At 66.3% G+C, this 23,026-nt stretch carries 28 protein-coding genes; 12 read left to right on the plus strand and 16 right to left on the minus strand.

Annotated elements, in window-relative coordinates:
- Positions 1-8 precede the first annotated feature (8 nt).
- Positions 9-431 carry a hypothetical protein gene (locus tag ACFWUP_RS25875; RefSeq protein WP_379238536.1) on the plus strand — a complete coding sequence of 141 codons (423 nt, stop codon included), beginning with the start codon at positions 9-11 and terminating at the stop codon, positions 429-431.
- On the opposite strand, the gene ACFWUP_RS25880 is transcribed toward ACFWUP_RS25875, so the two are convergent.
- From ACFWUP_RS25880 to ACFWUP_RS25900, 5 genes are all read right to left on the minus strand, one after another.
- Positions 428-1,750 (minus strand): lipase family protein, encoded by a 1,323-nt coding sequence (locus ACFWUP_RS25880; protein WP_379238538.1) that lies wholly within the window; start codon positions 1,748-1,750, stop codon positions 428-430. The two genes, ACFWUP_RS25875 and ACFWUP_RS25880, sit on opposite strands and share 4 nt — an antisense overlap.
- Positions 1,751-1,797: 47 nt before the next feature.
- Positions 1,798-3,042, minus strand: coding sequence for a PucR family transcriptional regulator (locus ACFWUP_RS25885; RefSeq protein ID WP_379238540.1), 1,245 nt, complete (start codon positions 3,040-3,042; stop codon positions 1,798-1,800).
- 322 nt (positions 3,043-3,364) lie between these two features.
- Positions 3,365-4,039, minus strand: a complete 675-nt coding sequence (locus tag ACFWUP_RS25890; RefSeq protein ID WP_379238542.1) for an MBL fold metallo-hydrolase — start codon at positions 4,037-4,039, stop codon at positions 3,365-3,367.
- A 112-nt stretch (positions 4,040-4,151) separates the two neighbouring features.
- Positions 4,152-4,310: a hypothetical protein gene (locus ACFWUP_RS25895; RefSeq protein WP_379238544.1), complete on the minus strand. Its 159-nt coding sequence runs from the start codon at positions 4,308-4,310 to the stop codon at positions 4,152-4,154.
- A 68-nt stretch (positions 4,311-4,378) separates the two neighbouring features.
- Positions 4,379-4,798: an Hsp20/alpha crystallin family protein gene (locus tag ACFWUP_RS25900; protein WP_379238546.1), complete on the minus strand. Its 420-nt coding sequence runs from the start codon at positions 4,796-4,798 to the stop codon at positions 4,379-4,381.
- A 158-nt stretch (positions 4,799-4,956) separates the two neighbouring features.
- Between ACFWUP_RS25900 and ACFWUP_RS25905 the strand changes: the two genes are divergently transcribed.
- Together ACFWUP_RS25905 and nhaA are read left to right on the plus strand one after the other, a co-directional pair.
- Entirely contained in the window at positions 4,957-5,268 is a 312-nt protein-coding gene (locus tag ACFWUP_RS25905) for a MerR family transcriptional regulator (RefSeq protein WP_379238548.1), read from the plus strand.
- A 217-nt stretch (positions 5,269-5,485) separates the two neighbouring features.
- On the plus strand, positions 5,486-6,775 hold the full coding sequence (gene nhaA / locus ACFWUP_RS25910; RefSeq protein ID WP_379238550.1) for a Na+/H+ antiporter NhaA: 1,290 nt from the start codon (positions 5,486-5,488) through the stop codon (positions 6,773-6,775).
- A gap of 263 nt (positions 6,776-7,038) precedes the next feature.
- On the opposite strand, the gene ACFWUP_RS25915 is transcribed toward nhaA, so the two are convergent.
- A complete protein-coding gene (locus ACFWUP_RS25915) occupies positions 7,039-7,569 on the minus strand; it encodes a hypothetical protein (RefSeq protein ID WP_379238651.1) in 531 nt (176 codons plus the stop codon).
- Positions 7,570-7,879: 310 nt separating this feature from the next.
- Between ACFWUP_RS25915 and ACFWUP_RS25920 the strand changes: the two genes are divergently transcribed.
- The gene (locus ACFWUP_RS25920) at positions 7,880-8,758 is read left to right on the plus strand and encodes a phosphatase PAP2 family protein (RefSeq protein ID WP_379238551.1); all 879 of its coding nucleotides are present in this window, start codon (positions 7,880-7,882) and stop codon (positions 8,756-8,758) included.
- Positions 8,759-8,763: 5 nt separating this feature from the next.
- Here the strand turns inward: ACFWUP_RS25920 and ACFWUP_RS25925 are convergent, their stop codons facing one another.
- The 3 genes from ACFWUP_RS25925 to ACFWUP_RS25935 all read right to left on the minus strand — a co-directional run bounded on the left by ACFWUP_RS25925 (position 8,764) and on the right by ACFWUP_RS25935 (position 11,869).
- Entirely contained in the window at positions 8,764-9,099 is a 336-nt protein-coding gene (locus tag ACFWUP_RS25925) for a hypothetical protein (protein WP_379238553.1), read from the minus strand.
- A gap of 184 nt (positions 9,100-9,283) precedes the next feature.
- A complete protein-coding gene (locus tag ACFWUP_RS25930; RefSeq protein WP_379238555.1) occupies positions 9,284-10,534 on the minus strand; it encodes an MFS transporter in 1,251 nt (416 codons plus the stop codon).
- Positions 10,535-10,537: 3 nt separating this feature from the next.
- Positions 10,538-11,869: an FAD-dependent oxidoreductase gene (locus ACFWUP_RS25935; protein WP_379238557.1), complete on the minus strand. Its 1,332-nt coding sequence runs from the start codon at positions 11,867-11,869 to the stop codon at positions 10,538-10,540.
- Positions 11,870-11,971: 102 nt separating this feature from the next.
- Between ACFWUP_RS25935 and ACFWUP_RS25940 the strand changes: the two genes are divergently transcribed.
- The 7 genes from ACFWUP_RS25940 to arsA all read left to right on the plus strand — a co-directional run bounded on the left by ACFWUP_RS25940 (position 11,972) and on the right by arsA (position 17,411).
- A complete protein-coding gene (locus ACFWUP_RS25940; protein ID WP_379238559.1) occupies positions 11,972-12,838 on the plus strand; it encodes a helix-turn-helix domain-containing GNAT family N-acetyltransferase in 867 nt (288 codons plus the stop codon).
- Positions 12,839-12,938: 100 nt separating this feature from the next.
- Positions 12,939-13,301 carry an ArsR/SmtB family transcription factor gene (locus ACFWUP_RS25945; protein WP_379238561.1) on the plus strand — a complete coding sequence of 121 codons (363 nt, stop codon included), beginning with the start codon at positions 12,939-12,941 and terminating at the stop codon, positions 13,299-13,301.
- Complete coding sequence (gene arsB / locus ACFWUP_RS25950) at positions 13,298-14,389, plus strand: ACR3 family arsenite efflux transporter (protein ID WP_379238563.1); 1,092 nt, start codon at positions 13,298-13,300, stop codon at positions 14,387-14,389. Before ACFWUP_RS25945 ends, arsB begins: the two co-directional genes overlap by 4 nt.
- Complete coding sequence (locus ACFWUP_RS25955; RefSeq protein WP_379238565.1) at positions 14,386-14,805, plus strand: low molecular weight phosphatase family protein; 420 nt, start codon at positions 14,386-14,388, stop codon at positions 14,803-14,805. The genes arsB and ACFWUP_RS25955 overlap by 4 nt, the downstream gene beginning before the upstream one ends.
- Before the next feature lie 26 nt (positions 14,806-14,831).
- On the plus strand, positions 14,832-15,236 hold the full coding sequence (locus tag ACFWUP_RS25960; protein WP_379238567.1) for an arsenate reductase ArsC: 405 nt from the start codon (positions 14,832-14,834) through the stop codon (positions 15,234-15,236).
- Between the two features lie 28 nt (positions 15,237-15,264).
- Positions 15,265-15,642, plus strand: a complete 378-nt coding sequence (gene arsD, locus ACFWUP_RS25965) for an arsenite efflux transporter metallochaperone ArsD (RefSeq protein WP_379238569.1) — start codon at positions 15,265-15,267, stop codon at positions 15,640-15,642.
- 5 nt (positions 15,643-15,647) lie between these two features.
- Positions 15,648-17,411: an arsenical pump-driving ATPase gene (arsA, locus tag ACFWUP_RS25970; protein WP_379238571.1), complete on the plus strand. Its 1,764-nt coding sequence runs from the start codon at positions 15,648-15,650 to the stop codon at positions 17,409-17,411.
- Between the two features lie 345 nt (positions 17,412-17,756).
- Here the strand turns inward: arsA and ACFWUP_RS25975 are convergent, their stop codons facing one another.
- The 5 genes from ACFWUP_RS25975 to ACFWUP_RS25995 all read right to left on the minus strand — a co-directional run bounded on the left by ACFWUP_RS25975 (position 17,757) and on the right by ACFWUP_RS25995 (position 21,538).
- Positions 17,757-18,353 carry a sigma-70 family RNA polymerase sigma factor gene (locus ACFWUP_RS25975; RefSeq protein ID WP_379238573.1) on the minus strand — a complete coding sequence of 199 codons (597 nt, stop codon included), beginning with the start codon at positions 18,351-18,353 and terminating at the stop codon, positions 17,757-17,759.
- Between the two features lie 179 nt (positions 18,354-18,532).
- Positions 18,533-19,807 carry an APC family permease gene (locus ACFWUP_RS25980; RefSeq protein ID WP_379238575.1) on the minus strand — a complete coding sequence of 425 codons (1,275 nt, stop codon included), beginning with the start codon at positions 19,805-19,807 and terminating at the stop codon, positions 18,533-18,535.
- Positions 19,808-19,877: 70 nt separating this feature from the next.
- Positions 19,878-20,354 (minus strand): phage tail protein, encoded by a 477-nt coding sequence (locus ACFWUP_RS25985; protein ID WP_379238577.1) that lies wholly within the window; start codon positions 20,352-20,354, stop codon positions 19,878-19,880.
- Between the two features lie 81 nt (positions 20,355-20,435).
- Positions 20,436-21,233 (minus strand): YncE family protein, encoded by a 798-nt coding sequence (locus ACFWUP_RS25990; protein ID WP_379238579.1) that lies wholly within the window; start codon positions 21,231-21,233, stop codon positions 20,436-20,438.
- A 125-nt stretch (positions 21,234-21,358) separates the two neighbouring features.
- Positions 21,359-21,538: a hypothetical protein gene (locus ACFWUP_RS25995; protein ID WP_379238581.1), complete on the minus strand. Its 180-nt coding sequence runs from the start codon at positions 21,536-21,538 to the stop codon at positions 21,359-21,361.
- A gap of 122 nt (positions 21,539-21,660) precedes the next feature.
- On the opposite strand from ACFWUP_RS25995, the gene ACFWUP_RS26000 reads away from it, so the two are divergent.
- Entirely contained in the window at positions 21,661-22,158 is a 498-nt protein-coding gene (locus ACFWUP_RS26000; protein ID WP_379238583.1) for a GtrA family protein, read from the plus strand.
- 11 nt (positions 22,159-22,169) lie between these two features.
- Here ACFWUP_RS26000 and ACFWUP_RS26005 read toward each other — a convergent pair whose 3' ends face one another.
- Both ACFWUP_RS26005 and ACFWUP_RS26010 read right to left on the minus strand, forming a co-directional pair.
- A complete protein-coding gene (locus ACFWUP_RS26005; protein WP_379238585.1) occupies positions 22,170-22,796 on the minus strand; it encodes a DUF4203 domain-containing protein in 627 nt (208 codons plus the stop codon).
- Positions 22,793-23,026: a SulP family inorganic anion transporter gene (locus ACFWUP_RS26010; protein WP_379238587.1), complete on the minus strand. Its 234-nt coding sequence runs from the start codon at positions 23,024-23,026 to the stop codon at positions 22,793-22,795. Before ACFWUP_RS26010 ends, ACFWUP_RS26005 begins: the two co-directional genes overlap by 4 nt.

Genomic DNA, 23,026 nt, shown 5'->3' on the forward strand with positions numbered 1-23,026 from the left:
GAATTCAGATGGCCACCACCGAAACTCCGGAGCGCAGGCACTGGCTGGGAAAGCTGGTCGAGCGCTGGCCGACGGTCTTGGGACTGGCGACGGTCGCGACGCTGGGCGCGGGAGTGGCTGGGGATGCCGACAACGAACTCGGCGACATCCTGCTCATGCTTCCGCTGCTCTACCTCATCGTGGCGAAATTGCGCCGCCCCGCATCGACCTGGCCGGTCGTCATCGGCCTGCTCGTCCTGGCGACCGTCGTGAGCAAATTCGACATCGTCCGGACCGGGTACGTGTTCTCAACCGGACGGTCGCGCGTTCGTTCGCTGAATGGTGCGCTGTTGTCGACGTCCTGGTCGCGGTCGTGCTGGTCATCGGAATATGACGTCCGCGCGGACGTTTCGCGGCGATCATCGATCGGTCGGCGTCGAGTTCCTCCCTAGGCCGCTTTCTCGGTTTCCGTGACCGGATCCGCGGCCCGTCGACCGTGCAGGGGTCGGCCGACCGCGACGGCTAGCGCCGTACCCGCAACACCGGGGAGACCGCGCCAGCTCGATGAGAGGGTGCTCAGCGAAAGGACGGTGCGGGTCTGTGGTGCGGGCAATGGCTTGCCCTCGAGGCGGTCGGCCAACCACGCGAGGCTCAACGAGGTGGACAGCGGAAGCATGGAGAAATGTTCGCTGAGCCGGTCGCGGAAGTAGGTGACGTGCACGCCCGCTCGCAGGTACCGCTGGACCTGCAGGTCGACGTTGCCGCAGTGGATGACCTGGTCGTTGACCGGCTGGAGCACCAGCAGCGGACACGTCGGAGTCGACCGCCCCAGCCGCAGATCGTCGATCACCGCGCGGACGGCGGGTTCGGCGAGGATCTCCTGCAACGGCCGAAACAGGTGGTCGTCCAACTCGAGACCGCTCATCCGCGAGACCGCGACGAGCGGCGGCAGTTTCTCGGCTCGGCTCAGTAGGTCGAGTCCCGTCGGCGTGGCGTTCGCGGTGATCGCACGATCCAACGCGGGATACAGCCGACGCAGCGCGGCGATCACCATCGCGGGAAATCCAGCGAAACGACCACCGTCGAGTCGCAGGAGGATTTCGCCGGGGTCACCCACCGGCGCGCCGAGTACCGCCCCGACAATCGCGAGTTCGGGCGCGTACTCGGGAGCCATTTCCGCGACCCAGGAACTGGCCATCCCGCCCCCGGAATAGCCCCACACCGCGATTCGGGTTCGAGAGTGCAGACCGAGTGGGGAGAAGGCCAGTGCGGCACGTGCGCCGTCGAGGCACCGGTATCCGGGTTCTCGCGGCGCCCCGAAGCTGCCGTGTTTGCCACCGTGGTCGGCGATGCTGACCGCCCAGCCGCGTTTGAGCGCGTTCGCGATGAGCAACCACTCGAGGCGGGTGATCGAACCGCGCGCGCGGGTGTTGTGTCTGAGCGCGTAGGACGGCGCGCACCGTTCGGTGATCGAATCGATCGCGGACTGGAACAGCAGTAACGGACGGCCGGGGTCCGGCACCGCGTCGGCGGGCAGCACCACGGTGGTGACGCTCAATTCCGGACGTCCGTGCAGATCGGTGCTGCGGTAGGCCAGCTGCCACGCCTCGACCCGCTGACGAACGGTTCCGAACAGGGACAACTCGACCTGACGGCTGCGGATCAGGGCACCGGGCGCGTAGGTGGCGATGTCGGTGGGGCAGTGCATGAACGGATCCCGCGACGGTAGTAGCGGGCTGTCGCCGTGCTGCACCGTTCGACGTTCTCGCACCGCATCTCCGTTCACCGCGCCGTCGGTCTCTGAAATCACAGGTCGCCTCAGGCGGAGCGAGCCGCGAGGAAGCCGGCGGCGTCCACCTCGTGTGCGGTGGTCGACGTCGGCGAGCCCTGGTGACTGCGGGCGATCATCGCCGAACGCAGTTGCCACAGACCCGAGGACTGCGTGGGATCGAGCCCGGTGAGGGTGGCGATCCGGCGAAGCCGGTAGTCGACGGTATTGGTGTGGATATGCATCAGCCGGGCGGTGCGCTGGCGGTTCATGTTGTTGGAGATGTGAATCCGCAGCGTCTCGTACAGCTCGGGGTGGTTGTCCAGGGGCGCGAGGAGGTTACCGAGCAGGTTACGGGCTGGGCCGGGCCGGGTGAGCTGGTATTCCAGGGCGAGCTCGTCGAATCGGTAAAGCCGCGGTGCGCATTCGAGCCGTTCGACCATGTCGAGCATTTCGTGGGCGCGCCGGGCCCCGTCGGCGATGTCCGCGGTCGCCGCCGGCACCAGCGCGGCCGTGATGTCGACCCGAGCGGCGTGCGACAGCGACGCGATCAGCGCGTCGAGTTGGGTGTCGTTCATCGACTCGGTCGGCAGGAGAAGGGTTCCGCCGTCGACGGACAGCTGCGCGAGCGCCCGTTCGCCACAGTGGTGGGCCAGTGCCGCCTGCACCCGCCGCAACTTGCGCCGTGCCACGACCGAACCATTGAATCGCGCATCGGCTTCGTCGGGATGGGCCGGGATCGACAGCGCCAGTACCGAATACGAGTCCGCGACGGAGATTCCGCATTCGCGGGCAATCGTCGATGTCGGGCGACCGGCCAGCAGGGCGGTGGTGAGGGTATGCACCGCGGTGCGGTGTTCATCGGCGACCTCACGCTGTTCGCGCAGGTAGGACCGAGTCACGGTGGTACACATCAGATCCGAGATCGACAGAATCGTTCGGAATCCATCGATCATGGTGTCGCGGTCGTGGGCCACGTCCGTGGTGTAGACCTGCTCCACGCTCAGGCGCAGGCCTTCGTGGAAAGCACGCAGGACAACTTCGATCGGCACCCCTTCGTGCGCCCACCCGGCCGCGGCGACGGAGAGCCGCTTCAGCTTGTCGGTGACGTCACGACTCTCGATGACACCACCCACGATCTCGAGGCACATCCGGGTGACGTCGGCGGCGATCGCGTCCCCTGGCGAGGTTTTGCTCGCCACATTCGCGACGAAATGGTTCACCAGCTCACCGGTCAGGCCGCGCACATCGCGCAGCGGGGTGAAGGTGGGTGCCTTGTCGAGCTCAATCGTCATCGCGGACTCCTTTGTGTACCACCAACGAGACCGAACAGGTCGTTGGTGACGGTTCCTTCTTCCGCAGGTAGCGATGGAACGGCTAGTGTTCGACGCTGACGCGTAGACACTTTCGCTCGTTCCGATGTGACAGATCGCACTGCGAATTGTTCGTGGGCATAACAGTAGGATGAGCTACCGCTCACCTTCTACTTTTCTTTTCGACCATGTTCTGAACCGAAAAAAGTGCGCCCTACCTGGGAGTCTGCTGCGGGGTTCCGACCAACTCGGAAACTGGTCACCCGATTTAGAGATAACCACTCACTTTTCGATCCTGGCGGATTCACCAGCCTCGCTGTCGCCATTCGTCGAGGTGCGGGCGCTCGGCGCCGAGCGTGGTGTCGGCGCCGTGGCCCGGATATACCGCGGTGTCGTCGGGGTAGCGGTCGAACAGCTTGGTCGTGACATCGCGATAGAGCGAGTCGAAGTCCGCTGGTGTGGCGGTTTTGCCGATGCCGCCGGGGAACAGGCTGTCGCCGGTGAACAGGTGCGTTCGGCCCGCGCCGTCGGTGAGTGCGAGCGCGATCGCGCCTGGGGTGTGGCCGCGCAGATGGATCACTGTGAACGTCAGGTCTCCGATGACGATCGCGTCATCGTCGCAGAGCAGCCGATCCGGGGTCACGGGTAGCGGGGCCGCGTCGAGTTCGTGTGCGGCGGTGGAGATTCCGAGCCCGGCTACCTCGGGCAACGCCCACCAGTGATCGATGTGCTGGTGCGTGGTGACGATGAGCCGCACCTGGCCCGCAGCTTCCTGCTCGATGAGCTCGATCAGCCGCGCTGCCTCATTGGCGGCATCGATGAGCAGCGCCGCACCGGTGGCGCAGTCCTGCACGAGGTAGACATTGTTGTCGCCGCCACCTACCGACATCTTGATGATTCGGGCGCCGGTTATGTTGCGTTGCTGGGGATTCGACTCCGGCGAGACGTCTCCGGTATAGGGACTATCGATCGTGATCACGGCCTGATGGTAGCGAGGAACCACCGGCTGCTCGGTTAGGTTGATCCGCGACAGCGCTTGCGACACAGCCGCGGTCGCTACTTCGATGCCGTCCGGGTCGATGACGGCAGCTTCAGCGCGGAGTCGCGTTGTCCTGGTTGACGACTGCGGTGTATTTCGCGGCGGGCACACCATCCATGACTTCGGTCCACCACGTGTCGAGAGGACTTGGCTCGGGCCAGCGGATCACTGTCGGGTCCGTGACGGGCTGGTCGGCGGGTGAGGTGATCATCGGGCACTCCTCCAACGGCTACCGGTTGCGGTGGCCGAGCCCTCGAGGACTCGGCCACCGCGGCGGGTTCAGGCGTTGATGACCTGGGGTTCGTTGTCGCGGGCGATCTCGATCTTGCGGGGTTTGGCCCGTTCCGCCACCGGGATCGACAGGCGAAGTACGCCATTGCGGTAGTCGGCGCGGATCTGGTCGGTGTCGAGGCTCTCGCCGAGGAACAGCTGGCGGCTGAAGACTCCGCGCGGGCGTTCCGCGGCGATCATCGATCGGTCGGCGTCGAGGCGGGGGCGCGTCGCGCGCACGGTCACCACATTGCGTTCGACGTCGAGGTCGAGGGAATCCGGGTCGATTCCGGGCAGGTCGAATTCGACGACGAACTCGTCGCCGTCGCGCCAGGCATCCATCGGCATCGCCGCCGGTTGCGCTGCTGTGCCGAACATCTGCTGGGTCCACCGGTCCAGATCACGGAAGGGATCGGTGCGCATCAACATGGTCGCCACCTCCAACTCACTCCATTCTCACTCAGGATGGTTATCAGATAACCTGTGTCATCTGACATAGATATTATCTAGCACTCGGACCAGATGAGTGCAAGTGCCAGAGCCAAGTAACCTGATCACCAAGCGAAAGAATCGAGGTGAGGACCTAGATGATCCCCTCGCACGACGGCACGCCCTCGCCCGCGCAGGCGGTGTATGCGATCTCCGTAGCCGCGGAGCTGGCAGGCATCGGGGTCCAGACCCTGCGCCTCTACGAGCAGCACGGCCTGCTCACCCCCGAGCGCAGCGCGGGCGGCACCCGCCGCTACAGCGGCGACGACCTCACCCGCCTGCACCGCATCACCACCCTCACCGGCGAGGGAATCAACCTCACCGCGGTGGCCCGCATCCTCGAACTCGAAGACACCGTCGCCCGCCTGCGCGCCGAACGCGATCGCCTCCGCGCCGAACCGGAGCAGTAGCTCGGGCAGCATCCTGCTCGGATGGTGGGCTGCCGGGTGTTCGGTTTGCGGTGGGTGTGGTGTTTGCGGCATCTTTACGGGTAGGTGCGCCGGGAAGTCTGGTCGGCAACCCCGACTCGAGCTCCGTCGGGTGGGGTTCGATTGGTGACGGGTAACCACTCTTGCTATTGCCGCGCAGCTCAGGACCTATCGACCGCCGATACCGGGCGGTGATCCGATGACGCCGCCCGCTACTCGTCGCAAGGTTCTCACTCGCGGCAGTTGGCCCGAAGCTCAGCGGCTGACCTCGGTGCTGCGGCGCGAAACCGTCGGCGGTGTGCTGCTGATCATCGCGGCGATCATCGCGCTGATCTGGGCCAATACGCCGTGGGCGAATGCTTACGAGGCGTTGCGTGATTTCCGGATCGGGCCGTCGTCGCTGCACCTGAATCTGTCGTTGAGCGCTTGGGCGGCCGATGGGTTGCTGGCGATCTTCTTCTTCGTGGTTGGTCTCGAACTCAAACGGGAGTTCGTGGCGGGAGATCTGCGTGACCCTCGTCGGGCGGCGCTGCCCGTTGTCGCCGCGGTCGGCGGCATGGTGTGTCCGGCCATCATCTATGTGCTGATCAATCGGGGCGGCGCGGTGGACGGGTGGGCCATCCCCACTGCCACCGATATCGCGTTCGCGCTGGCTGTGCTGGCGGTGATCAACACCCACCTGCCTGCCGCGCTGCGCACCTTCCTGCTCACCCTGGCGGTGGTCGACGATCTCCTCGCGGTCACCGTGATCGCGATTTTCTACACCAGCGAACTGAACCTGCCCTACCTGGCTGCGGCCATCGTGCCGATCGCCCTGTTCGCGCTCGCGGTGCAACGTCGGATCAGTTCGCCGTGGCTGCTGGTGCCGCTCGCGCTCGTCGCGTGGTGGCTGGTCCATTCCTCGGGGGTGCACGCCACCGTCGCGGGCGTGCTGCTCGGGTTCACCGTCCCGGTGCTGGCCGAGCACGGCGAACCCGACGAGCACGGACCCGCTGAGCGGTTCGAACACGCGATCCGCCCGCTGTCGACAGGGTTCGCGGTGCCGGTCTTCGCGTTCTTCGCCGCGGGTGTCACCATCGGCGGGCTGAACGGGCTCACCGATTCCCTCGGTGACAAGGTGACCCTCGGCATCATCGCGGGCCTGGTCGCGGGCAAGTTGATCGGTATCACCGGCACCACCTACCTCACCGCGAAACTGACCCGCGCCGAACTCGATTCGGATCTGGCCTGGATCGATGTCGTGGGAGTTGCGCTGCTGGGCGGCATCGGGTTCACGGTATCGCTGCTCGTCGGCGAACTCGCCTTCGCCGGTGACCACACGAGCGCCGACCACGTCCGCATCGGCGTGCTGTTCGGCACGGTGACCGCCGCGATTCTGGCCACCATCGTGCTGCGCGTTCGCAACCGCGTCTACCGAGCGCTGGACGAAGCCGAAGCGCGCGACGACGACGGCGACGGCATCCCCGATGTCTATCAACACCCGCGCTGACGCAGCGCTCTCATCCGCCCCACCAGGATTGAGACTTCGCCCCCATCGGCGAGCCGAGGGCTACACGATCTGCGCGCAGTCGGACGCGCCGGTCTTGTCGACGAATTCGCCGGAGGTGCCGTCGCCGAGTTCGTGATCGGCGAGCAACACCGCTCCTCGATCGTCGCGCCGATGAGTTCGGCGTCGGTCGACAACCACTGTCGTCGTCGACCGACGCCGCTACCTCCACCTCGAGTACCGACCTGATGGTCGCCGGTATCGGGTCAGTGCTGGCAGAGCCATTCGGTGCCGTAGTGCCCGGCGTTGCCGCCCTCGAGGTGGACCCAGCGGCCGTCGCCTTCACAGGGCGCGCCCGCGACCGGCGCCGAGTCCGCGGGGGTGGTCGTCGGGGTGACGACGGGTGCGGGGGTGGTCGGCTCGGGAGTGCCCGCGCCGTGATTGGGGTTGGTGCAGATCGTGCCCTCGCACGGCACCCAGGTTCCGTCACCGTTCGGGTTCTGGATCGCGTTGGGGCCGACGTAGCTGCCCGCCGGGCAGCCCGGGTCCTGGTTCTTCGCGCAGTACTCCGCGCTCAGGTTGTTGCCGGTCGAGCCGTCGGCGCCACGCTGCTCAGGGCTGGTGGTCGGCTGCGGCGATGCCGAGGTCAGCCCGGCAGGCGAGGTCGACGGGGCCGCGGTCGTGGTGCTGCTCGGCGTCGGTGACGGTGTCGAGTTGTTGTCGGAGCACGCCGTGGCGCCCCACACCAGGGTCGCACCCGCCAGGACGGCCAACGAACGCTTCATCGTCTTCTGCATGAATGTCGATCCTCTGCTCGTGTCGAGACGGTGTCACGCTCGACCGCCAAGTCATTAACTGTCACATTGCCGAACGTCGACAACCGACCAAGTAAATTGCAGCAACTGGACGTATGTCAAGGTTGGCCGGGTCATCGGATCTCGCGTTTTACCTGTTACAGAGCTTCATCGAACCTTGCTTCCATTCGGACGGCACCCAAATCGGTTGGTAGCAGAGTGATTGCGGCCCTTCTCCATGATCCGAGTTGCTCGCTCGAGGCCCCCGGCGTGGCGGACCACAACCGATTCCCGGGCGACATACCGTGACGCAATGTCCGACACATCGACGCCACCCCGCCGCCGCTGGCCGATCATCGCCGTCCTCGGCGTCGTCGTCGCCACCGCGACCTACCTGCTCGCCGTGCGCACCGGCGACGGCCAGGCCATCGAGAACGCCGCGTTGCGTGGCGCGGATCAGGCGTCCGAGCGTGACGCGAACGCGGCATCGCAACACCTGGACCAGATCACGGTGTATTCACTCGGCATCGCGGTGTTGGTCGTCGCGGCGATCGCGCTACTACGCCGACGGCTCGATCTGCTGGTCGCCGCGGTCGGGGTGATCGTCGCCGGGCAGGTGGTCGTGCAGACGCTCAAGCGGTATGTGCTGCCGCGGCCCGAATTGGTGGAGGTCACCGGTCATTTCGCGCAGAACAGCCTGCCGAGCGGGCACACGACGATCGCGATGACGGTGCTGTTCGCGACGATTATCGTGGTGCCCTATCGCTGGCGCGGGCTCGCGCTGATCGTCGTGCTCAGCTGGGCGATCGGGATCGGCCACTACACCCTGACCGCGAAATGGCATCGCCTCAGCGACACCATCGCGGCCGACGCCATCTCCCTGAGCCTGGCCTGCCTGGCCTCCTGGTTCCTCGTCGCGCGCGGGGGAATTCAGCGATACACCGGGCGCCCCAAGGTGATTCCGGCGATCGTCACGGTCCTAGCGTCGATCTCGGTCGTGACGAGCCTGCTGATGGGAGCCGTGCTGTGGGGCGTGCCGCTGAGCGAGGAAGGCATCGCCGTCGCGACCCACGACGACGAGTGGAACATCTACCTCGGAGCCACGGCCTTCGCCTCGGCCGGTTCGGTGATCGCCGCGCTGATATTCCTCGCCGCCTGGCACCGACTCGAAACCACGACCGAACAGCCCTGAATCGCCTACTGCGAGCTCGACTGCAGGTGACTTTTCGCGAATGCGGCCGTCACGTAGTCGACGAGGTGCAGGCGCAGGCTCGAGTGCCGGTCGACGGGAATGTCGTCGGGGATGGCAGTGAGCGCGGACTCCACTTCGCTCAGCACCAGCGGAAGCGGGATGCCTTCCCTGGCACAGAGCCGTATCGCGGTTTCCAGATTGTCGACCACCGAACCCACATCGGTAGCTGAAAGATCGCTCGCTTGTGACTCGATACCCAGATCGAGTTCGAGGTTGCGGCGCACCTGGTCGCCGCTTTCACAAAAGAGCGATCGCCCGCCATGGCCGATGTCATCGTTCATCCACCCAATGTAGGCGAATACTCGCCGGTAACCAGGATCGATCCAGATATTTGTGGAGCTGTGCGGCAGCCGACGCACCGACCAGTGAACAGTCCCCACCGAAGGTTAACGGAATGTTGCCTACAGACTCCGTTCCCATTCCAGGCCGCGATGGTGAACAGACGCCCGTCGTGGTCGACTTCGGTCACCGCCCGGGAGGTACGGATGTCGGCGTCGAGGGTTTCGGCGGACGCGGCACGGTCGCGATGGCAGCCAGCGCCGCCACCGCGGCGATGCCCGCGAGGACGAAATAGGTACCGGCATAGCTGCCGGTCCAGGTCATCAGCACGGTTCCGCCCCATGGGGCGAGTGCCATCACGATCACCATCGGCGCGGACAACAGGCCGTTGAGGCGGCCGTAGTGGGTGGCGCCCCAGCGGTCGGTGACGGCGGTGGCTTTGACGAGGGTCATGATCCCGCGGACCACCCCGGCGCCTATCGAGATGGCGATCAGCACGAATGCTGTTGTCGCCCAACCTGTCAGTGCGGTAGTCACGGCGGTTGCCGCGAAAACGCCCACGATGCGGCCACGCGCGGTCGTGCGGGTCACCAAGGGCAGGTAGCCGATCCGGCCGAGAACCTGCCCGGCACCACCCAACCCGAGGGTGAGGGCAGCCAGTGACGGGGAGAATCCGCGTTCGATCAGCAGGGGGACCAGGTTGAACACTGCGGCGTAGACCGCGAACGCACCCAGGCTGGAGGCGAAGACGAGCATCAGGAATGCGGGGCTACGTGACACTGCTCCGTGATCGTCGTCGGCGGACGAGGCCGCGATCGGCGGATTCGGCCACGGGCCGGTCAATCCGAACAGGTGAGCCGGGATCGTCACGGCCGCCAGCACCACCGTGAGCGTGAGATAGGTCGCGCGCCAATCGGTGTGCTGGACGAGCGCGGCGGTGAGTGGAGCGAAAACGGTGCTGGCGAAACCGCCGGAGAGAGTCAGGATCATCAGCGCCTTGACATGGTCGGTACCGAACCAGCGCGTCAACGCCGCGAACGCGGGCGGATACAGCACCGCCCCCATCGCGACACCCGCGGCCGACCACCCGGCGAAGAACACCGCGGGGTTCGGCGCCAGCGCGACCGCGATCAGCGCGGGCACCGCCAGTATCGATCCTGCCGTCATGATCGTGCGCGGGCCGACGCGGTCGATGACGCGACCGACCGGAATTCCGGTGAGCGCGGCAGCGAACTGACCCAGCGAGAAGGCCGCGGTGATCATCGGCAGCGACCATCCGGTGTCGGCCGAGATCGACACCGCCAGCACGGGAAAGGCGTAGTAGAGGATTCCCCAGCTGGTGATCTCGGTCAGACACAGGATGATCAGTACGCGCCGACGCAGACCGGGATCGGTGGACCCGGTCTGCGCGACGATGGCGGTGGTGGTGGTCGACACTTCTCAGCGGATGAGCGAGGGTGCGGTCAGGGTCAGCACGTCGGGCGCGGGACTGCAGCAGCCACCCGAACTCGCGCCTTCGGGTTCGTCGAAAACGCCCGCACCGCCGCAGACTCCGGTCTCGGGCAACGTCAGCTCGACCCGCGCCGCGGACTCGTGGTCACCGACAATCGAGGCGGCGATGGAGCGAACCTGCTCGTAGCCCGTCATCGCCAGGAACGTCGGCGCGCGTCCGTAGCTCTTCATGCCGACCAGGTAGACGCCGGGTTCGGGGTGGGTCAGTTCGGCGACGCCGTGGGGGTAGACGGTGCCGCAGGAGTGCACGTTCGGGTCGATCAGCGGCGCCAACCGGACCGGGGCCTGCAGAACCGGGTCGAGTTCCAGGCGCACTTCCGACAGCCAGCCGAGTTCGGGGCGGAAACCGGTGAGTGCCACGACATTGTCGACATCGGCGATGCGGCGGCCGTCGTCGGCCACGAGCACGACGCGACCGTCTGCACCGGATTCGATTGCCGCGGTGCGGAATCCGGTCACCACATCCAGCAGACCGGCATCGACAGCTTCCTTCGCTCGCACACCCAGCGCGCCACGGGCGGGCAGTTCATCGGCGTCGCCGCCGCCGAAGGTCGAGTCGGCGGATCCACGCCGCAGGATCCAGGTCAGCCGGGTACCGGGCCGCTGCTGCGACAACTGCGCGAGCGCCACGATCGCACCGAGCGCGGAATGTCCACCGCCCGCGATCACCGTGTGCTTACCGCCGAAGCGTTCGGCCTGCTCGGGGGAGTCGATGTCGGGAACCCGGTAGGTCACCGCATCGGAGGTGCGCTCACCGAGTGCCGGAAGTCCTTCTCCGCCAAGTGGATTCGGCGCTCCCCAGGTGCCGGAGGCATCGATCACCGCACGCGCGAGGACGCGCTCCTCGGTGCCGTCGGTGCGACGCAGATGTACCGACAGGGGTTCGCTGTCGCGTCCGGCGTCGACGACACGGTCACGGCCGCGGCGGGCGAGCCCGACCACCTCGGTGCCGTAGCGGACGACGTCGCCGAGCGCGGCGGCCAGCGGGGCCAGGTAATCGCGCGCCCACTCCTGCCCGGTCGGGTAGCCCTCGTCGGCGGGGGCGATCCAGTCGGTGCCGACGAGCACGCGGCGGGCGGCGGGGGCGATCAGCTCGGCCCACCGGGAGAACAGCCGCACGTGATTCCATTCCGCGACGGCGGCACCGGCCCTGGGTCCACGTTCGAACACCAGGACATCCACGCCGCGTTCGCGCAGTTCAGCGGCAGCGGCCAACCCCACCGGGCCGGCTCCGACAACGACAACAGGCAGTTCGGACATTTCGAGGCTCCATTCATCGACGCACATCGATCTAATAAATGTGACTGTATCGACAGTCGTCGATGAACGCAACCATTGATCGACGTCGATATAATCGAGTTCATGACGTCCCTCGAGATGCCCGTCGTGCGCGACGCAACCGCACCGCGCGTCGACGCACTGGCCGTCGACGACGCCACCACCTACGCCGAATGGTTCGCCTGCCTGGCCGACCCCACCCGCGTCCGGCTCCTGCACCTGGTCGCCAGCCGCCCCACCGGAATCACGGTGGGCGAGCTGACCGCGGCCCTCGACATCCGGCAGCCGACGGTCTCCCATCACGTCCGCAAACTCGCCGACGTCGGCTTCGTCACCACCCACAAGAGCGGCACATCGACCATCGTCGTGGTCAACCCGACCTGCTGCACCGGACTCCCCCACGCCGCCGACGCCGTCATGGGCGTGCTCTCCCCACGGCCGTGCTGCCCGTCCGACCTGCCCGCCGACGTGGCGGTTCGGGCGATGCGCGACGACGATTGGGACGCGGTCCTGCGGATCTACGGCGAGGGCATCGCCACCGGACTGGCGACCTTCACCACCGAGGTGCCGGATCGGGCAACACTGGACGCCCGCTGGTTGCCGGAACATCGCTGGGTCGCCGAGATCGATGGCGCCGTCGTCGGCTGGGCCAGCCTGGCACCGGTTTCCGCGCGCGACTGCTACGCGGGTGTCGCTGAGAACTCGGTCTATGTCGCCGACGGTATGCGCGGGCGGGGCGTCGGAAAGTCGTTGCTGCGCACCCAGGTCATGGCCGCCGACAAGGCGGGTCTGTGGACGCTGCAGACCGCCATTTTCCCCGAGAACCGCGCCAGTATCGCGCTGCATCACTCAGCGGGATACCGAACCGTAGGCCTGCGCGAGCGCATCGCCCAGCTCAACGGCATCTGGCGCGACACCGTCCTACTGGAGCGGCGCAGCGACAATTCCTGACCGGTTCGAACCGCGCCCACCTGCCTACCGGGCATGCGCCGCCGATCCGTTCACCGGACGTTTGCTTGCGCATTGATTCGATATACGTCAATATCGAAGAATGTCTAAGTCGGAGCTGAATCTGACACCGGTCGCGGCCTGTGCCGCGGAACCGGCGGTCCGCGATCCCTTGACTCCCACCGAGGCGGTCGAACTCGCCGCCGTGTTCAAGGCGCTGGCGGATCCGGTGCGCCTTCGACTGTTCTCGCTCGTCGCGAGCCGAGCGGGCGGGGAAGCGTGCGTCTGCGATATCTCCGACGGTGTCGACGTCAGCCAGCCGACCATCTCGCACCACCTCAAGGTGCTGCGTGAAGCCGGACTGCTCACCAGTGAGCGCCGCGCGTCGTGGGTGTACTACCGCGTCGTCCCCGAAGCATTCGCCCGCGTCTCGAACGCGCTGATCACCGAAAGTGCCACCGCGTGAGCATCTCCACCACCGAACACCCGCCCGTCGTCGGCAAACTGTCGACTCTCGACCGGTTCCTGCCGGTGTGGATCGGCGTGGCGATGGCCGTCGGCCTGCTGCTGGGCCGACTGATTCCGGGCATCGGCGACGCGCTCGGCGCGGTCGAGATCGACGGCATCTCCCTGCCGATCGCGCTCGGCTTGCTGATCATGATGTACCCGGTGCTGGCAAAGGTCCGCTACGACCGCCTCGACTCCGTCACCAGCGATCGCAAACTCCTGATCGGTTCCCTGGTCCTGAACTGGATTCTCGGCCCCGCGCTGATGTTCGCGCTGGCTTGGCTTTTCCTGCCCGACCTGCCCGAGTACCGCACCGGCCTGATCATCGTCGGCCTCGCTCGGTGCATCGCCATGGTCATCATCTGGAACGACCTGGCCTGCGGTGATCGCGACGCCGCCGCGGTGCTGGTCGCGTTGAACTCGGTGTTCCAGGTCTTCATGTTCGCCGTGCTCGGCTGGTTCTACCTGTCGGTCCTGCCCGGATGGCTGGGCCTGGAACAGACCACGATCGACGTCTCACCCTGGGAGATCGCGAAATCGGTCCTGATCTTCCTCGGCATCCCACTGCTGGCCGGGTACCTGACCCGCCGTTTCGGCGAACGCGCCAAGGGCCGCGAGTGGTACGAGCAGAAGTTCCTCCCCCGCATCGGCCCGTGGGCGCTCTACGGTCTGCTCTTCACGATCGTGGTCCTGTTCGCCCTGCAGGGTGACCAGATCACCTCCCACCCACTCGACGTCGTCCGCATCGCCCTCCCGCTGCTGGCCTACTTCGCCATCATGTGGGGCGGCGGCTACACCCTCGGCGCAGTCATGGGCCTCGGCTACGCCCGCACCACCACCCTCGCGTTCACCGCCGCGGGCAACAACTTCGAACTCGCCATCGCCGTCGCGATCGCCACCTACGGCGCCACTTCCGGCGAAGCCCTCGCCGGTGTCGTCGGCCCGCTGATCGAGGTCCCGGTCCTGGTCGCCTTGGTCTACGTCTCGCTCGCGCTCCGCAAACGATTCGCCGATCAGAACGCCGCTGTCACCGGAGACATCAAGTGAGCGACAAGCCCTCGGTGCTGTTCGTCTGCGTGAAGAACGGCGGAAAGTCCCAGATGGCAGCGGGGCTGATGCGCCACCTGGCCGGCGACCGAATCGACGCGCACTCGGCAGGCACCCGCCCCGGCACCGCGTTGAACGAGCTGTCGATGGCCTCGCTCGACGAACTGGGCATCGACCTCGCCGACGAGAAACCCAAACCCATCGACCCCGACCTACTGCGCACCGTCGACCTGGTGGTCACCCTCGGCCGCGAAGCACAGGTCGAACCCGTCGCGGGCGTGCGAATCATCAACTGGGACACCGACGAACCCTCCGATCGCGGAATCGACGGCATCGAACGCATGCGCCTGGTGCGCGACGACATCGAGACCCGTGTCCGGCACCTGCTCGCCGAACTCGACCTCCCCACCAGCTGACCCTTCACCGAAAGGCATTGCCTCCCATGACGACCAAGCCCAGCGTGCTCTTCGTCTGTGTCCACAACGCAGGCCGTTCCCAGATGGCACAGGGCTTCCTGACCCATCTCGCCGGTGATGCCATCGAGGTCCGCTCCGCTGGCAGTGCACCAGGCAGCTCACTCAACCCCGCAGCGGTCGAGGCGATGGCCGAACTCGGCATCGACATCACCGCCCAGTCGCCGAAGATCCTCACCCCCGACGCGGTCGAGACCTCCTCGGTCGTGATCACCATGGGCTGTGGCGACGCCTGCCCGTATTTCCCCGGCGTCGACTATCGCGACTGGAAGCTCGAAGATCCGGCGGGCAAGGGGGTGGAATCGGTGCGGCCGATCCGCGACGAGATCAAAAAGCGCATCGAGGAATTGATCGCCGAACTGCTCCCCGCCTGAACTCCCTACCCGAGAAAGCGACCTGTCGATGAGCAAGATCGAGGTATTCGAGCCCGCGCTGTGCTGCAACACCGGTGTGTGCGGGCCCGACGTCGACCAGGCCCTGGTGAATTTCTCCGCCGATCTGGACTGGCTGCGCGGCCAGGGCGGTGACATCACCCGGTTCAACATGGCGTCGGAACCACTGGCTTTCGCCGGTAACGACGCCGTCCGCAACTTTCTCGAAGTCGCAGGCTCGCAAGGGCTTCCGCTCGTCCTCGTCGACGGCGTCACCGCGCTGACCGGCCGTTATCCGACGCGTGACGAGATCACCGTGTGGTCGCGCACCCGCCAGGTGAGCCCGCCGCCCGGTGTGGGATTGCTCGATATCGCCGAGGACAGCTGTAGCGGACCCGGCTGCTGCTGATCATCGTGGAGACCCCTTCCTTCTTGACCGATGCCCCGCGCTTTGTCTTCTTCACCGGAAAGGGCGGGGTCGGCAAGACCTCGGTCGCCTGCGCCTCGGCGATCGCGCTCGCCCGTAGCGGTGCCCGGGTTTTGCTGGTCAGCACCGATCCCGCCTCGAACGTCGGGCACGTCTTCGACACGACCATCGGCGCGTCGGTCACCGAGATCCCTGCGGTGACCGGCCTGTCGGCGTTGGAGATCGATCCACACCAGGTCGCGGCCGCCTACCGCGAACGGATCATCGGACCGGTGCGAGGACTGCTGCCCGCCGCCGAGATCGACACCATCACCGAACAGTTGTCGGGCTCGTGCACCACCGAGATCGCCTCGTTCAACGAATTCACCGCACTCCTGCACCCGTCCGCGCTCCCGCAGTTCGATCACATCGTTTTCGATACCGCCCCGACCGGTCACACGATCCGGCTGTTGCAACTGCCGGGAGCATGGACCGAATACCTGCAGGGCAGCGGCGATGCTTCCTGCCTCGGACCGCTGTCCGGACTGAACGCGCAACGCGAAACCTATGCTGCCGCAGTGCATGCGCTGACCGACCCCGCGCTCACGCGCCTGGTTCTGGTCGCCCGTGCCCAGGACGCGGCGCTGCGCGAAGTGGCCCGAACCTATGACGAGCTCACCGATATCGGCGTCAAAGCCGGTCACCTCATCATCAATGCTGTTCTGCCGCAGAGTGATACGGATGTCCTCGCCGCGGCGATCACTCTTCGCGAGAACGCGGCGATCGCTGCGATGCCCGCATCGCTGGCCGCGCTGCCCTGCGATCGGATCACGCTCAAGCCAGTCGACATGGTCGGCGTCGCAGCCTTGAGCACGCTCTTCGACTCCGCCACAACGGTTTCCGCGTTCACCGACACCGACGCACCGAACCTCGCACCTGCCCCGCTGGCGGCACTGATCGACGAACTGGCACTCGACGACCACGGCCTGATCATGTGCATGGGCAAAGGCGGCGTCGGCAAAACGACCATCGCCACCGCTATCGCCACCGCCCTGGCCGCCCGCGGCCACGACGTGCACCTGAGCACCACCGATCCCGCCGCCCACCTCACCGAAACCATCGGCACCGGCTCTTCGACCATGCGGGTTTCGCGCATCGATCCCGACGAGGCAACCGAGCAGTACCGGCAGCGGGTGTTGCGCACGCGCGGAGCCGATCTCGACGAGCAGGGACGCGCCGCGCTCGCCGAAGATCTGCGCTCGCCCTGCACCGAGGAAGTCGCTGTGTTCCAAGCGTTTTCGCGCCTGGTGCACGAGTCGCGCCGCCGCTTCGTGGTCGTCGACACCGCACCGACCGGCCACACCCTGCTGCTGCTCGACGCCACCGGCGCCTACCACCGCGAGATCAGCCGCAACCTCGGCGCCGATCGCAATTTCACCACACCGCTCATGCGGTTGCAGGACCCCGCGCAGACGAAGATCCTCGTCGTCACCTCCCCGGAATCGACACCCGTCCTCGAATCCGTCGAACTCTGCGCGGATCTGGAACGCGCCTCCATCACCCCGTGGGCGTGGGTACTGAACAATTCCCTCGCCGCAGCCCACCCGACCGACGCCTTACTGCGCGCGCGTGCGTCAGCAGAGGCAGCCCACATCGACTCTGTGGCAACGCAATACAGCCACCGATACGCACTCGTTCCGCTGTTGAGTTCTGAGCCGACCGGCATCCGACTGGCCGAGTTGTCCGGCGGCGCGGTGCCGACAGGCGACTGACCACCATCCTCGGTTGCCTCGAAACTTGTCGATACACAGGTGCGTCCATTCCTGTGCTGCCTCGTCTGTCCTAGTGCACACCCCCACCGATCAAGGAGCCACTATGACAACCACCCCGAACGAGGTCGAAGCAGCGGATCGAACCAACGCACCGCAGCCTGCCGCGACGTGTTGCAGCACCGAAAAGCAGACCACGTGCTGCGAGCCGAGTGCGAAGTCGACATGCTGCGGCCCGGCAGCGACAGTCAGCGGCGGGTGCGGCTGCCAGTAGCCGGTTCACGTGCGGTGCGAGCCTCGAGCTCGCACCGCACTTTCGTTCGTGGTGGCGGCCCGGCAATGACCGGTCTATCGGTCCGCAGGCGTGTCCCCACATGCGCAGTCTTCGCTGCGAGGCCGGTAGTCGTGGACGTGCCCGGTGCTGTCCCTGCTGATCTGACAGCACGCCTGCAGTTGGGCACGCAGCGCCGCGCGGCCACGTTGGACTCGTGATTTCATCCCAGACACCGAGATGCCGGCCTCCTCGGCGGCAGCGGCGTGCGTGCGGGCATCGAGGTCGACCATCTTCACCGCGGCGGCTTGATCGGCGGGCAACGCGGACAGCATCGGCACCAGACACGACGCGAGTTCCCGGTAGGCCGCGACGTCGGTTTCGTCACTGTCGGCGGTCTGGTGGTCCGGGACGGTGTCGACGGGAAGTTCGCGACGACGCGGCGCAGAGCGGTAGTAGTCGGTGATCGCGTTGCGGGTGACGGCATACATCCAACCGAGCAACCGGTCCTGATCACGCAGGTCGTCCAAGCTCTTGGCCATCCGAACGAACACATTCGACAAGATGTCGTCGGCGTCTTCCGGGCGGGAGACCCTGCGGGCGATGAAGACCCGCAGGTCGCCGGAAAATCCATGCCACAACTGCTCGAGATCAGCGTTCTGCGGTGTGCTCACTCGTCCCACTTCCTGTCTGCCTTCAGCATCCTCGCCATCCGCCACAAGGACAGCGGTCGTACCAACTCAGACGACGTAGCCGCGAATCGGACGCACCGTTAGGTTCACTGCTGAGTTGCGAGCCGATCGCAGTCCGAGTTGTCGAACAATGTCGCGGTACCGACGGGTGAGCACCACGCTCACCGATGCCGGTCATCGAGATCGGCTCCGACGATGGTGCGTCGCACGGTGTAGATCACGATGCCGAGCGCGACGACGGCCGCCCCTGCCAGCACGGATGCGGCGGGCAGGGTGCAGGCCAAGATCACGCAACCGAGCAGCCCGACCACCGGAACCCAGCGCGGCGGACGGCCTTCCGACGGTGTCAGCGTCCAAGCGGCCGCGTTGGCCACGGCGTAGTAGAGGAGCACGCCGAACGAGGAGAACCCGATCGCGGCACGGATATCGACCGTCGCCGCGGCGACGGCCACGATCGCCCCGACCGCCAGTTCGGCGCGGTGCGGCACCGCGAATCGCGGATGCACCGCGGCCAGCGCGTGCGGCAGGTGCCGGTCGCGGGCCATCGCCAGCGTCGTGCGCGACACCCCGAGAATCAGGGCGAGCAACGATCCGAGCGCGGCCACCACCGCACCGACCCGAACCACCGGCTCGAGCCAACCGACCCCGGCCGCCCGCACGACCTCGGACAGCGGCGCCGCGGCCTGCGCCAACCCCTGCGACCCCAACACGATCAACGCCGCGACCACCACGAGCGTGTACACCACCAGCGTGATGGCCAGCGCCAACGGAATCGCCCGCGGAATCGTGCGCGCCGGATCGCGGACCTCCTCCCCCAGGGTCGCGATCCGCGCGTATCCGGCGAACGCGAAGAACAACAGACCCGCTGCCTGCAGCACTCCGAAAACCGTGACGTCGGAACCGAATTCGAGCCGGGCGAAATCGGCGGACCCGGAGGTGAACGCCGCGACCACGACCGCGGCCAGCACCGCGAGCACGAACGCCACGATCACCCGGGTCAGCAGCGCCGATTTCTGAACACCGCGATAATTCACCGCCGTCAACGCGACCACCGCACCCGCGGCCACCGCGTGCGCGTGGGCAGGCCACGCGTAGGTACCGACGGTCAACGCCATCGCCGCGCACGACGCTGTCTTGCCGACCACGAAACACCAACCGGCCAGGTATCCCCAGAACTCACCGAGCCGTTCGCGCCCGTACACATACGTCCCACCGGAGGACGGATACCGCGCGGCCAATCGCGCCGAGGAGGTCGCATTGCAGTACGCGACCACCGCCGCCACCGCCAGCCCCACCAGCAACCACGACCCCGCAGCCCGTGCGGCAGGCGCCAGCGCCGCGAAGATCCCGGCCCCGATCATGGCTCCGAGCCCGATCATGACCGCATCGGTCACACCCAACCTTCGGCGCAACTCCGACGTCGCTATCTCGGACACTGTGCTCCCGTCGCAGAATTCTCGGCCGATCCCAAATACTCGCCTACCCGGGACCGCACCGCATCTCGCGTCAGACGCCGTTCGGGTCGTACTCGCCCTTGATCACGAAGTAGGAGCCACGAATGGTGCCGGCGAGCTTCGACTTCTGCCGGGCGAACTTGAAGGAATCCAGCTCCGCAGGCACGTCCATCCCCTCACTGAGCTTGAACCCGACCGCGCGCTTGCTCGCATCCTCGATCGTGTACATCACGTTGATCGACAAACCACTCTCGTAGAAGACATAGGCGATCCGAATGCCCTCGACCACGAAAGTCGTCGCCTCGAGTGGCCGAGAGGAAATGACGATGTCGCGTTCGTCCGCAAGAATCCCGCTCACCCAATCGACCACCGACTTCGCCTCATCAGCAGGCTCCACCGTGAACACATAGTCGTACTTGTTCTTGAAGTACCGAGCCTCGTTCGCTCGCAACCCCGCCAGCGCCTCCGCCACCGGCGACGACTCGAGCCCCTCGGTCGACACAGTCTGGAAATCCACGACATCAGCCACAGATAACTCCTCAGCAATCCCGTCGGAAAATGCCCTCGAGCTGCCCCGATCCTAGCCCCGGACACCGCGCCGCAGCGTCGCCTACGCGGGAGTGAGGACGTCGATGGTTTTACTGGACTCGTCGTGCGTGACGAATACCTCGTGGGTCGCGAGGTCGACAGCTATTTCCTGGGTGTTGCGGCCACCGGACGATTCCTTCTCGGTCATCCGTGACGCGGTGACCTTCCGGGTCTTCGTATCGATCATCGTGATGCTGCCGAACGTTCCGGAGGTGACGAAGACAGTGTGCGTGCCGGGATCGACCGCAACCCCGATCGAAGGCTCCTCGCCCAGGGGGATCTCGCCCACCGTCCGAGTCGCGATATCGACGAATGTCAGTTCCTTGCCGGACAGGTCGGTGACGAACACGGTGCGAGTCTCGGGATCGATGGCGATACCTTGCGGATGACGTCCGACCGGAAACGTGGCAGTCACGGTGAAGGTGGCCGGGTCGATGACCACCAGAGCCTCGGCCCGCCCGTGGCCGAGGAGGTACACCAGATGCGTCACCGGATCGATAGTGATCGACTGCGGACGTATCGCGAAAAATTTCTTGTCCAGTTCGATCGTGTCCAGGTGCGCAAGCGTGCGGGTGTCGATGATGTCGAGGGTGTGCTCGCTGGTGACAGCGTAGGCCCGGTGCAGGCCGGAGTCGATGGCGACGTTGCGCGCATGATCACCGACCTGCACGTCGCCGCGGGCGCGGTACGGGCCGACGCCGATATCGGTGTAGTTCCGGTTGGTGGCGGGGTCTGTCGTGGTGGTCACGACAACCGTCGACGTGGGGGTGGCGATCGGCGTCGGCGAGGCGCAGCCACTCGCCACCACGACAGCCACCACAAGGCCGATCCCCCCGATAAGCCTTGTCCTGAAGCACATTCGCAGAAATCTAGCACCCGGCACCGACCGAGAAGCCCATCGCTCAACACCGCCCCACCGATCCGGGGCGAATCGTGTTCGCAGCGTCAGTGCGAGTAGTCCCGGAACGTCATGACACCGCCGACCACGACGGCCATCGCCGTGAGGATGTAGACGGTGACGCGGATCCAGGTCGGTCCGTAGTAACTGACCGCCATGGACGCGCCGAGCGCTACGAGAATCAGCACCACCCCGTAAAAGGGCGTGCGTTGCTCTCTGTCAACCATTCCTCCAGTGTCCGCCGACTGTGCCGTGGGCGCCACACCCTTGCTTATACGTATACATCTACGTATAGTCACAAGCGTTGTCAGACAGCACGCCGAAACCCGCACGCTCGATCGGATCGAACATGACCGCGCCGCAGATCACCCACCCGGGAATGCTCCCCACCAGCGCCTTCACCTCGCCGCGCCCCGATTTCGCCCGCGTGCTGCACTACCTGCGCAGCGACCACGCATTCGCCCAACTGATCCGCTTCGCCCTGGTCGGCGGCGCCAGCAACATCGCCTACGTGCTGCTGTTCCTGACCATGCACGGCAGCGGACCATTGGTCGCCAATGTCGCTGGGTCGATGGTGAGCACGGTGATCGCCAACGAATTGCACCGGCAACTCACGTTCCGAGCGGGGAACCGAGTCGGTGGGTTCACCGCGCAGTGGGAGGGCGGCGGACTGGCGTTACTCGGGCTCGCGATCAGCACGGCAGCGCTGGCCGGACTGGATGCACTGGCACCGAACCTCGGCGAGGCCGCACAGGCAGGCGCCGAGCTCACGATCATGGCGTTGGTTGGCGGGCTGCGCTTCCTGGCCCTGCGCAATTTCGTCTTCGCCGAACCCGCTCGGTCCTGACTCGTCCTTGCCTATTTTGTAGGCCAGCCACCATTGCGCTCGCTCATGTCCGGCCCGTCGTCGTCGCCGCCGACCAGATGCTCGATACCGAGTTTCTCGGCGAACAGGTGGCGCTGGGTGATCCAGCCGAATACCGAAAGGCCCGCCCAGACCAGGGTGGCGGTGACCTGCTGCCAGCCGGCTTCGGGTTCGCGCAGGAACGACAGCGAGTCGCTGAACCGCGCGACACCGCTGCAGACCATGCTCGCGCCGCCGATCGAGGTCAACCACAGCAGCGCACGGGCTCGGAACTTCTGGGCCAGGAAAGCGCCGGACACACCCACCGCACCCGCGACGATCATGCTCAACGCCACGTTCTTGTCGCCCGGTTGCAGGACGGTGGCCAGCTTGGTGCCGATCATCACGCCGGTGAGACCGCCGATGAGATAGGCGGCGAATCGGAACACCAGCGCAGTGACCGCCCAGACCGACACCGCGCCGATCAGTCCGATCAACAACAGCCACCAGAAGCTCGCGTCGAACAGATCCGCGATCAGCCAGCCGAGGCCGAACCCGATCGCGAGCAGGCCCAGGTTCACCGAGCGAATCCCGTAGAAGCACAACAGCACTCCGACGAGGGCGACCAGAATGCCGTTCATCTGTGGTCCTTTCGGCAGGCGGGCACGATCACGACCCGGGTAGGTCGGCCGATGCCGCCGCGACAGTGGGGTGGATCGGGATCGGGACGTCGCCGTGTTCGGCCGGCCAGCGACGCGTAGGCCAGCGCTTCCGGGACGAACACCGCCCACACGGTGAGACCGGCGATCACATCGGGTCGCAGCCAGGCCCGCCGGTAACCGTGCAGCGACTCGAACACCGGTAACGCCAC

Source organism: Nocardia sp. NPDC058658 (assembly GCF_042716665.1).
Taxonomy (GTDB): domain Bacteria; phylum Actinomycetota; class Actinomycetes; order Mycobacteriales; family Mycobacteriaceae; genus Nocardia.